This is a genomic window from bacterium (assembly GCA_016703265.1).
In the GTDB taxonomy this organism is placed as follows: domain Bacteria; phylum Krumholzibacteriota; class Krumholzibacteriia; order LZORAL124-64-63; family LZORAL124-64-63; genus CAINDZ01.
In genome coordinates this window covers 17,375-28,012 of the sequence record JADJCK010000017.1, presented here as the reverse complement: position 1 = coordinate 28,012, position 10,638 = coordinate 17,375, and the positions used below count along the sequence as shown (strand labels likewise).

Here is a 10,638-nt window from a genome sequence, read left to right as displayed (position 1 = left end):
CCCCATACCTGTAGCTGGTGCCGATCTCATCACTCTCGCCGGGATGCGCCGGTCCGCGCGCAAGCAGCGAGCCGAGCGCGACCAGGCGCTCGTCGCGCAGCATGAATACGGCTTCGCTGGCGCATTTCCAGGTGTTTCCCGGCGCCGCACTCGGACAGCACGAACAGGTAATCGCCCTTCCAGCCGATCGTCCGTCTCAGGTGCTCCCAGGCCAGGCGTTCACCCTCATCACCCGGTACAAGGACAGCCGTCACCAGATCGCAGCGCTGGTCGCCGTACTCGACCGCGAGGTCGAAGAGGTACCAGCCTCCGCCCGGTGTCGGGTCCTGGGGCGTGGCGGTCACCCGAACCGGCTGCTCGAGGATAACGATCGGCTGTCCGGCGGCCACCCCGGCGACCAGCAGCCAACACGCGATCGCCGCGGTGGATCGAGCCATAACCCGTGAGCATTCGTGGGAAAACACGATACCCTCCTGCATAAGGTTGGCGACCAGCATACGCCGCACTTGCGCCGGCGCAAGTCGAACGACGTCGCCGAGGCCGCCACAAACGACAAAGTGGGCGCTGATCGGCGCCCACTTCCACTCTTCCCGCCTTCGCCCGCTGGCAGTGGCGCGCTCGGAGGCGGCCAGGCAGGCCGGGCGACGTCCTCGGCGGGCCAGCGGTGGTCGTCGCGGACCAGCAGCGGCCTCGAGCAGGCGCCTTCGATGCCGCGCAGCTGGGGCATCGTCCCTGATGCCGCACAGGGCGATGGCATGCCGCCGCGGGCCGGCGCGCGCGGCGCGGCCGATGCGGTGGACGAAGTTCTCCGCCATCCGGCAGCTTCGTGTTGATCACGTGCGTGATGTCCTCGACGTCGATGCCGCGGGCCACGATGTCGGTGGCCACGAGCACGTCGACCTTGCCCTTGCCGAACGCCTCGAGCGCGTTCTGGCGCTGGCTCTGCGACTTGTTGGCGTGGATGGCGCCCACCTTCAGGCCGCGCAGCTCCAGTTGGCGGGCCACGGTAATGGCCGCCACCTTCGTCGCGGTGAAGACGAGCATGCGGCCGCCGACGTTCTCCTTCAGCAGGTCCATCAGCAGGTCCAGCTTGTGGGCCTTCTGCACGAACATCACCTGCTGCTCGAGATGGTCGGCCACCGCAGCGGGCGGCGCCACCGAGACGGTCTGCGCGTCGACCTGCATCGTCGAGGCCAGGCTGCGGACGCCGGCCGAGACCGTCGCCGAGAAACACAGCGTCTGGCGCGGGCGGGGCACGCGGTCGGCGATCCAGCGCACGTCGTGCACGAAGCCGAGGTCGAGCATGCGGTCGGCCTCGTCGAGGATGAGGAACTCGACATCGGCGAGCGATACGGCGCCCTGCTTGACGAGGTCGATGAGGCGGCCCGGCGTGGCGATGACGATGTCGACGCCGCGGCGCAGCTTGTCGATCTGCGGGCCGGAGTTGACGCCGCCCAGCAGCACCGCGGTGCGCGTGCCCACATAGCGGCCGTAGGCGCGGACATTCTCCTCGATCTGCAGGGCCAGTTCGCGCGTGGGGGCCAGCACCAGCGCCAGCGGCGTGTCGCCGGCGTACTTGGGGCGCTTGGCGATGTCTTCGATCACCGGCAGCATGAATGCCGCCGTCTTGCCGGTGCCCGTCTGGGCCGTGGCCAGCACGTCGCGCCTGGCGCTTACGAGCGGGATGGCGGCCAACTGGATGGGGGTGGGTTCCTGGTAGCCGCAGTCCGCGAGTGCACGCAGGACGGGCTCACTCAGTCCCAGGTCGGCGAAGGTTTTTGGTCCCGTGGTTGTCATCGGGGTCATGTATTCCTGTCTCGTTGTTCCGGGAGCCACAGCAGCTTGGTCTCGGAGGGAGCTCAGGACGAACCAAAGCCGAGAAGCAGACTGGACATCGCGGGTGCCAATGGGGGCCCGAACGGCCGCCCACATTCCTGAGCTTGATCATCCGGTTCGGACAAAGCAAGCTCCGGGCCATAAGGTAGCCGACCCGGCACAGCGGAGCAACCCATACCCCGCCCCCCGCCCCGCCGCCGCCGGCGGCCCGCACGAGGAGCCCGTCACGGTCATCGTCTCGACCACCCTCATCAGCCTGGCCCTGGTTTTCTATTCGATCGGGGTCTGGGCCGAGCGCCTGGCACGCTATCTCAAGCCGTGGCATGTAGTTGCGTTCTGGATGGGCCTGGCCTTCGACATCAGCGGCACCCTGGCGATGCACGCCCTGGCCGAAGGCCCCTTCGACCTGCGCGACCCCCACACCCTGACCGGCCAGCTGGCCCTGTGGCTGATGCTGGCCCACGCCATCTGGGCCACCCGGGTCGCGCGGCGGGGCAGTGAAGCCGACCGCGCCGGCTTCCACCGCTACAGCCTGGTCGTCTGGATCTTCTGGCTTGTCCCCTATTTCGGCGGCATGGCGCTGGGCATGCGCGGTTGATGCAGGATTGACTTGGTGCATCGTCACATATTCTGGAGTATGATCGTCCTGATTAGAGCCAAGTTTGGCCCCATCCACCCAACGGACCCTGATCAGTGATCATTCGACTCAGGAGTCCCCGCGAAGCGGGATCCCGTGGCGGGCATTAGTGCGTGGCCAGTCCACCGCCCCCGCAGTTCGCCCAGGACGGCGTCCGCCCCGGCTTCCGCCTCCGTTCCGGAGGTATACCCATGAATCGTCTGTTGACGACGGCAACCCTTGCCTCGCTCATCCTGTTGCCGGCACTGGCGCAGGCCGACCCCGTAACCGGCACATTCACATCCACCGACCTCGGCGGGCAGATCCTGACGGGTCGCGCCTCCACCTGGCGTTCCGGCGTCAACAGCGGCCTGCCCCATGTGCTGCATGCACAGTCGTGGGACGGCGCCACGCTCGGCGCGCAGTGGGACATCAGCTGCGCCACCGAGAACAGTGCCTTCAGCATGGTGGACAATCGCGTTGCCGGCAACGGCACCGTCGTCTACACCTCGACGTTCAACGGCGGCACGTTCAACTTCTACGCCGGCGCCTGGCCGTGGGGTGACGGCACGGGCACGCTGAACACCACCACGTTGATCTCCACCGTGCAGCACATCATGATCGGCAACGTGAGCACGCCGGTGGCCTCGGTCGTCAACGGCAGCACGTCGGGCGAGTTCACGAACGGCTGCCTGCTGAGCTTCGCCATCGGCAACGGTGCCGGCATCGGCGAGACGCCGTTCGCGAGCATCCCGGCCACCTATCCGGTGTTCCTGGACGGCTCCTGCGGCCCGGCTTCGGCGGGCGCGCAGTACGGCACCTGGGGCAACGTCGTGACGCTGACGATGCACGTCAACTGCACCGTCCCGAACGAGCAGGCGACCTGGGGCGCGGTAAAGGGCCTCTACCGGTAAGGCCGGCCGCCCGATTGCCTTGATCAAAAAGACGGCCGCCCGCAGGGGCGGCCGTCTTCGCGTTCAGCGCGGGATGACCCGGTCAGCGCGCGAGCACGAGGCGCTGCGTCCGCGAAGCCTGTGCCGTGCGCAGCGTGATGAAGTAGACACCGGCCGGGGCGCGCGTGCCGTCGTCGGCCCGCCCGTCCCACAGCGCGGTGTACTCGCCGGCGCCGAGGCTGGCGTCGACCAGCGAGCGCACCAGGCGCCCGCGCACGTCGTGCACGTTGATGACCAGGCCCTGGGCCGAAGGCAGGCGGTAGGCGACCTGCAGGTCACCGCGTGCGGGATTCGGCCACGGCGCGCCCAGTTCCGCGACGCCGCCGACCACCAGCGGCCGTTCCGCCGACAGGGCGCCCAGCGTGTAGGTGGTGCCGCCGCCCTCGGTCACGCGCAACCGGTAGTGCCAGGTGCGGCCCGGCTCGGCGGTCGTGTCGACGACCGACGCCTGCCGGCCGTCACCGGTCACCACGGCTTCGATCGGCGACCAGGGGCCGTCCGCCGTCGGGGCACGCTCGACGACAAGGCTCAGGTCGGTGGCCGTGATCGCCAGCGACCAGCTGAGGGCGATGCCGTCGGCACGGGCTTCGGCGCGGAATTCCTGCAGCATGGCAGCCACGGCGCCGTCGGGAACCATCGCGTAGGCCCGCGTGGCGCCGGCATGTACACCCGTGCCCACGATGACGCCGTCCTCGCTGATGCCCATCGCCGACGACGACGTATTGGTGTCGAGGTCCCAGTCGCTGCCGGCCGGCAGCAGGTCGGCCAGCGCGTAGGTGTTCTCGCCGTCGTAGAGGAACGGCACGGCATACAGACCGCCGGCCGTGCCGACCGCCCAGCCCGCGTTGTTCACGCCGCGGGCGCTGCCCTGCGACGTGGCCGGCGGCAGGGCGATCTCCTTCGTGCCGTTCGCTGCCGACCAGATGAAGGGCATGCCCGAGCCCTGGTTCAGCATGCTGGAACCCACGATGTGACCGGCATTGCTGACATCGAAGGCAAGCGCGCCGTTGTGGCCCGGCAGCGGCGGCACTTCGGTGGCGGTGTTGGCCACCGCATCGTAGACGAAACCGACGTTGCGGGCGGCGTTGGCGGGATCGACACCGAAGCCCGCCACCAGGCCGGCATCGTTCACGCTGAAGGCCGTGCGCAGGAAGCAGCCGCCGGCCGTCTGCGCCGTGATGACGGAGGCAATGCCGCCGCTCCACTTCACGCCGTATTCCACGCTGCCCGAGCCGATGGAGCCGACGGCCAGCCCCGCGTTGTTGACGTCGTTGGCGCGGCCGAACGACTGCCCGGCAGGCAGCGGCAGCTGCGTGGCGACGCCGCCCTGCCACAGCACCGGCAGGGGGCTCGATCCGAAGGAGGTCGTGGCCCCGGTGCCGACGACATCGCCCAGGTCATTGACGCCGTTGCCGACGCAGTAGGTGCGCCCGGCCAGGTTCGGCAGGCCGACCAGGCCGCCGGCCGAGGTCCAGGTGAAGGCGCGCGTAGGATTGCCGAACGAGCGGCCGGTGGCGATGCCCGTCATCGACACGCGGAAGCCCTGCGAGGCGGCGTCGGCAGGTTGCACCAGGCCGATGTCGACGATGAGGTAACCGGGCGGCGTGGCTGTCGCGACGCCGGCCGGGGCAACGACTGCCAGGGCCACGCCGAGCATGGCAAGGGCCGGCAGCATGAAGCGGCAACGTGGGGTATTCATGGGGTGATCCTCCGGGAGCGGGCCAGGGGTGTGCGGGATCCGCGGCCGGATTCTACCCGATCGGAACCTGCCGCCGCAACCGGGTCGCTGCGGGTCCGTCGCGGGCACCCCGGACCGGCTTGGCAACATCCCGCTTCGTTGCTATACTCGCTCACAGAACTGACGATGGGTGCACCACTCCCGATCCGGAGTGGCGCAGGTATGACAGGGTGGTCGGGCCGCCATCCAGAGCATGCAGGACGCGTTCAAGCGATGCGCCCCGCGTGCCTGACCCGCATCAAGCGGGCATCTGGAGGCGACCATGAGCGGCAAAGAGCGCCAGCGTACGCTGGAATCCCCTGCTGAACCGGTTGGCTGCGCAGCCGGCTTCCTTCGCATCACCTGGATGGCCTTCGGCAACCTCGCCCTGTTCTTCTGCGCCATCTTCGCCTCCCGCCAGACGGCTCCTTCGGCGCTCGACGCGGCCTATGTGGCCATCGTCGTCGGCCTGATTTTCGTCCGCTGGCTGGATATCGCGAAGTTCCGCGGCCAGACCGGCTCCGGCGAACCGGCCACCATGGCGCACTGGCGCCGCTATGCGCTGGGACTGGTTCCCGTGGCCGCCGGGCTCTGGGCGCTCATGCGCTTCGCGCACGCCAAGGGCTTCGTGGAGGGAGCCCTCGCGGTTGCGCGGCGCACGCGAACGAACAGGGGCGCCGGCTTGCACGGCGCCCCTCCCGTTTCACGAACCTTCGCAGCGTCAGGCGCCCAGCTTCGCCACCTCGGCCTTCAGCATCTCGGCGCCGCCGGCCAGGAAGTCGTCGCGCTTGAGTTCACCCGCAGCCAGCTTCGCCAGCAGCACGCGCTGGGCGCGGTACTCGCGATTGTCGAGGCCGGCCTTGCTCTGCAACAATCGCCACGCCTTGCGCCGCTCCACGCAGAGCAGGACCATCTGGCGCGACAGCGCGTAGAGTCCGGCCTTGCCTTCGTGGTTCTCGGCCTTGATCCAGACGCCGAAGTCGGGCACGTAGGCCGCGTTCTTGGGGTCGAACACCCGGCGATGCACCACGTCGTCCTGCGCCAGCAGCGTGAGGATGTCGTCGAGGGCGATCATCGTCTCGGCCTTTGCCGCGTCGACCTTGCGCACATGCTGCCGGAAGCGCGCCTCGGTCACCGCGTAGTGGGCCACCGTGTAGCGCACCTTGTCGCCCGTCGAGGCCAGCGTGGTCTCCCACCAGTCCTTCTCGTGCGCCGGGTTGCCCTTCAATTCGACCGCCTCGCGATAGGTCTCGCCGCGGCCGGGATTGAAGGTGAACTCGGGGATCAGGCGGCAGTCGCGTGCGCGCTGCGACTGCGTGGTGGAGCCGTCGTCGCCGATGCCGTGCTCGGGCTGGCAGGGCGTGAAGCTCTGGATGAACGCCGTGCCCCGGTATTCCAGCGCGTCGAGCAGCGCCTTGTACAGCTTGGGCGCGTTGGCCATCGAGACCTGCGCGATGAACGGCGAGCCGTGGCCGGCGGTGAAGATCTCGGCCAGGCTCTTCTTCTCCGTCAGCTTGCCCTGCGTGGCGGCGCCGATCTGGTTCATGTCGAAGCCGCCGGTGATCACCGACGAGTCCGAGTTCTGGCCGCCGGTGTTCGAGTAGACCTGCGTGTCGAGCATCAGCAGCTTCACGTTCGGGCGACCCTGCAGGATGGCCTTCGAGACGTTCTGGAAGCCGATATCGCCCATGCCGCCGTCGCCGCCGATGCCCCAGGCCTTCGGCAGCTCGGCCACTTCGTGGTCCGTCATCAGCACGTCGGTGAAGTGGGACAGCTCGAAGTACTGCTCCTTCGAGATGCCGGCGTCCTCGCCCAGCAGCGCGTCGACCAGGCGCTCGGGAATGACCGAGCGACGGGCGTGATCCATGATGAACGCCTCGCCGAACAGCCAGGCCACCGTGGCCCCGTCCTGGAACAGGGAGTTCATCCACGGGTACGGGTGCGGGTTGTTCGGCGGCGTGGAGCCGAACACGCTGTTGCAACCGGTGTGGGCGCCCATCGCCATCACCGACATGCCGTTGGCCAACCGGCCGTCCACCGCCTGGATGTCGCGGTGGTTGACCGCGTCCTGGCGCAGCACGGCGATGAGGGCGTCGACGACCTGCGCATCGCTGATGGCGCCGTGCGCTGCCAGCCGCGTGTCGGTGTCGGCATCGGTCTCTCCACCGAGGCCCATCAGCAGGTGGGCCACGGCGCGCGTGTACAGCGCGTGGGCGGCCGGATCCTTCGCCTTCAGGGCGGCCAGGCGCGCCGCGCCGGCTTCCTTCATCCGGGCGGCCTTGGCGTCGAGCCGCTCGGCCTTCTGCCGGTACAGCGGCCGCATGTAGGCCTCGGTCACCGTCGCCACCGAGCGCAGCACCGTCTTCTCGCCGCAGCCGGCGCAGGCGCCGTCGCCGGAGACGATGGCGTCGTAGCTCGAGCGCACCATCAGGTGGTTGCGCAGCGTCGCCTCGCGCGACGAATGCGGCTGCTCGGAGTCGTACAGGCCGAGGTACTTGCGCGGCGTGTCGGGCAGCAGGTTCAGGAAGTTGATCGCCGTGGTGTGGCGCGCGTTCAGGTCCTCGGTCTCGTCGACCATCCTCAGCGCCTGGTGCTCGCCGCACTCGGTGACGCACTCGCCGCAGCCCTTGCAGAGGTCCGAGACGAAGATGGAGAAGACGCCGCCGGCGCCGGGGTTCTTCTTCTCCACGTTCTGGAAGATGGCATTGACCTTGTTGTAGGCCATCGGCAGCGTGGCGACGATGCCCAGCAACTGGTCCTTCGCCTCGTCGGAGACGCCGGACAGGGGCATCACCGCGTCGCGCACGAGGTCGCGGATCGGCGTGCCCGTCTTGGCCATCTGGCTGGCGACCATGCCGGCGCGCACCGCCTTCTCCACGGCCGGCATCGCGGCCAGCAGTGCGTTGCGGTCGCCTTCGCCCTGCACGTAGCCGCGGACGGCGGTGCCCAGGATCGTCTGCAGGTCCTGCGCCGTGTTCGGCAGCGCGGTGTCCGGGCACGACGAGATGCAGGCCATGCACTGCGTGCAGTTCTCGGCGATGAAGATCGGCGTCTGGCGCCGGGCCACGTACTTGGTGGCGCCGTCGCCGGTGGCCGCGGCCACCACGCCGGCGGCCGAGAGCACCGAGGCCGGCTGGTGGTAGCCCAGGCCGGCGCGGAACTCGCGGTCGAAGGTCTCGCGCCGGAAGATGGGCGCCCGCTCGGGCTGGAACCCGGGCTTCGGCACCTGCAGGCAGAACGTGCCGCAACCGGCGATGGGCAGCAGCGAATCGCCACGCATGCTCGAGCGGTCCGGCGCCTCGACGGCGCCGTAGGTGATCTCGGTCACCTGCGAGAAGCCCTGCAGCATGACCTCCATGTTCGAGGCCACGACCGCCTCGCCCAGGCGACCGAACTTCTTGCGGTACTGCGCCTCGACCTGCTCGTTGAAATGCTCCCGCTTGATGCCGAACTCCTCGAGGAACGGCGAGACGGCGAAGAAGGCGCCCAGGAACGCATTGCCCTGCATGCGCAACTGCAGTTCCGGCCGGTCGGTCGCCTGGCGCGCGATGGCGAAGCCGGGCAGCACGTAGAAGCGGATCTTGCGCTCGAGGATGGTCTGCCGGTACTTGCGCGGGATGCGCTGCCAGGCCGCATCGGCCCCCTCCTCCGACTCCCACACGAACGCGCCGCCGTCGGCCATGCCGTCGAGCGGGTTGGTGTGCGTGAACGCCTTCGGGTCGCAGCACAGCACCACGTTCACGTGGCGCAGGTCGCAGTTGACGCGGATGCGCTCCGGCGCCGCCACCAGGAAGTACTCGGTGGGCGCGCCCTTCTTCTCGGAGCCGTACTTCGGGTTGGCGCTGATGTGCACCACTTCCTTGCGGCGCCCGAACTCGTCGACAGCACCGTCGCGCTCGGCCACGTGGTCACCCAGCTCGCCGATGATCTCGCCCAGGTTCTTGCCCGTGGTGATCATGCCCCAGCCGCCGATCGAGTGCAGGCGCACCGCGATGGCGCCCTCGGGCAGCAGCGACGGCCTCTCGTCGGCCTTCACGGCGTAGGGATGGTCGATACCAACGACGAACAGCGTGGTGCCGTCGCCGGCCTTGTGGCCGTCCTGCCGCGCCAGCGTGCCGGTCGCGAACCCGTAGGCGCCGAGGATACCCTCGGGCCGGAAATCGCGCGAACCCAGGCCATAGACGCCGGAGAAGAACTTCGGCACCGCATCGGCCTTGATGGCGCCCGACTGCACGGCCTTCGTGAAGGCGGTGCGGATGTCGCGCGCCAGCGGGTTGTCACCGGCCAGCGGCTGGTCGGTGCGCTCCATGATGATGACGTTCTTCCGGCCGGCGAGGGCCGCGATGTAGGCCGCCTCGGGCATGGGCCGCAGCACGTTGGCGTGGATCGAGCCCACCTTCTCGCCCTTGTCCCGCAGGTAGTCGACCGCCGCCTCGATGTTCTCGGCGGCCGAGCCGAGAGACACGAACACGGTGTCGGCGTCATCGACCCGGTACTTCGAGAGCAGCCCGTAGTGCCGGCCCGTGAGCGCGCCGAACTCCTCGTACGCGGCCTCGAGCATGGGCAGGATCGGCTCGCAGAACGCCGTGCGGTGCGCCACCACGCCGTTCATGTAGTGTTCCTGGTTCTGCACCGGCCCCAGCAGCAGCGGGTTCGTCAGGTCGATCATGCGCGGCACCCGGCGGCGCTTCGGCCCGAACAGCGCGCGCTGCGCCTCGGTGGGACAGTCGATCAGCTCGTCGGGGGCGCCCAGGAAGCGTCGCATGAGCTCGGACTCGTGCCGCATGAACGTGCGCTCGAGATGCGAGGTGAGGAACCCGTCCTGGATGTTGATGCCCGGCGTCAGCGACAGCTCGGCCACCCGGCGAATGATCAATGCCTGGTCGGCCGCCTGCTGCGAGTCCTTGCCGAAGAGCATGATCCAGCCGGTGTCCAGCACGGCGTAGATGTCGTCGTGGCCGCAGTGCACGTTCAGCGCGTGCTTGGTCAGCGCGCGCGCCGACACCTCGAGGATCATGGTCGAGAACTTGCCCGGCGCGTGGTAGTACTGCTCGGCTCCGTAGACGATGCCCTGCCCCGACGTGAAGTTGACCGTGCGCTTGCCGCAGACGGAAAACGCGATGGCGCCGCCCTGCGCCGAGTGCTCGCCCTCGGTCTCGCAGGCCAGCTTGCTGCCGCCGAAGACGTTCAGCTTACCCTCGGCGTACGAGAGCTGGTAGTTCTCGCCCATCTCCGTCGATGGCGTGATCGGGTAGAACACCCCGCCGTCGGTGATCCTGGCCTCGGTGTGGTAGGAAACGAGCTGGTTGCCGTTCGTCGTGACCCGGATGCCGGGAAATTCGGGGGCGTTCTTCATCGGGCGGGCTCCTTCGCGCTCTGCGGCAATCCGGTGCGGTGCCTGGCGGGGGCCCGCCGGTCCCCTGCCGCGGGGACCGTGATGACTTCGGGCGAACGATAGCACCCGGACCCTTCGGGAACACGACCAAAAGAGGCCATCTTCGGCGCGGAAACCGTTT

Annotated in this window: 6 protein-coding genes; 2 read left to right on the top strand and 4 right to left on the bottom strand. The window is 68.9% G+C overall.

What is annotated here, in order from left to right:
* Positions 1 to 228 precede the first annotated feature (228 nt).
* Entirely contained in the window at positions 229 to 1,806 is a 1,578-nt protein-coding gene (locus IPG61_20075) for a DEAD/DEAH box helicase (protein ID MBK6736316.1), read from the bottom strand.
* 100 nt (positions 1,807 to 1,906) lie between these two features.
* Here IPG61_20075 and IPG61_20070 point away from each other — a divergent pair, with 100 nt between their 5' ends.
* Both IPG61_20070 and IPG61_20065 read left to right on the top strand, forming a co-directional pair.
* A complete protein-coding gene (locus IPG61_20070) occupies positions 1,907 to 2,434 on the top strand; it encodes a TIGR03987 family protein (protein ID MBK6736315.1) in 528 nt (175 codons plus the stop codon).
* Between the two features lie 230 nt (positions 2,435 to 2,664).
* On the top strand, positions 2,665 to 3,366 hold the full coding sequence (locus IPG61_20065; protein MBK6736314.1) for a hypothetical protein: 702 nt from the start codon (positions 2,665 to 2,667) through the stop codon (positions 3,364 to 3,366).
* Between the two features lie 82 nt (positions 3,367 to 3,448).
* Here IPG61_20065 and IPG61_20060 read toward each other — a convergent pair whose 3' ends face one another.
* From IPG61_20060 to IPG61_20050, 3 genes are all read right to left on the bottom strand, one after another.
* The gene (locus IPG61_20060; protein MBK6736313.1) at positions 3,449 to 5,104 is read right to left on the bottom strand and encodes a T9SS type A sorting domain-containing protein; all 1,656 of its coding nucleotides are present in this window, start codon (positions 5,102 to 5,104) and stop codon (positions 3,449 to 3,451) included.
* A 277-nt stretch (positions 5,105 to 5,381) separates the two neighbouring features.
* Entirely contained in the window at positions 5,382 to 5,738 is a 357-nt protein-coding gene (locus IPG61_20055) for a hypothetical protein (protein MBK6736312.1), read from the bottom strand.
* Positions 5,739 to 5,843: 105 nt separating this feature from the next.
* Positions 5,844 to 10,478, bottom strand: coding sequence for a 2-oxoacid:acceptor oxidoreductase family protein (locus tag IPG61_20050; GenBank protein ID MBK6736311.1), 4,635 nt, complete (start codon positions 10,476 to 10,478; stop codon positions 5,844 to 5,846).
* Between the last annotated feature and the right edge of the window lie 160 nt (positions 10,479 to 10,638).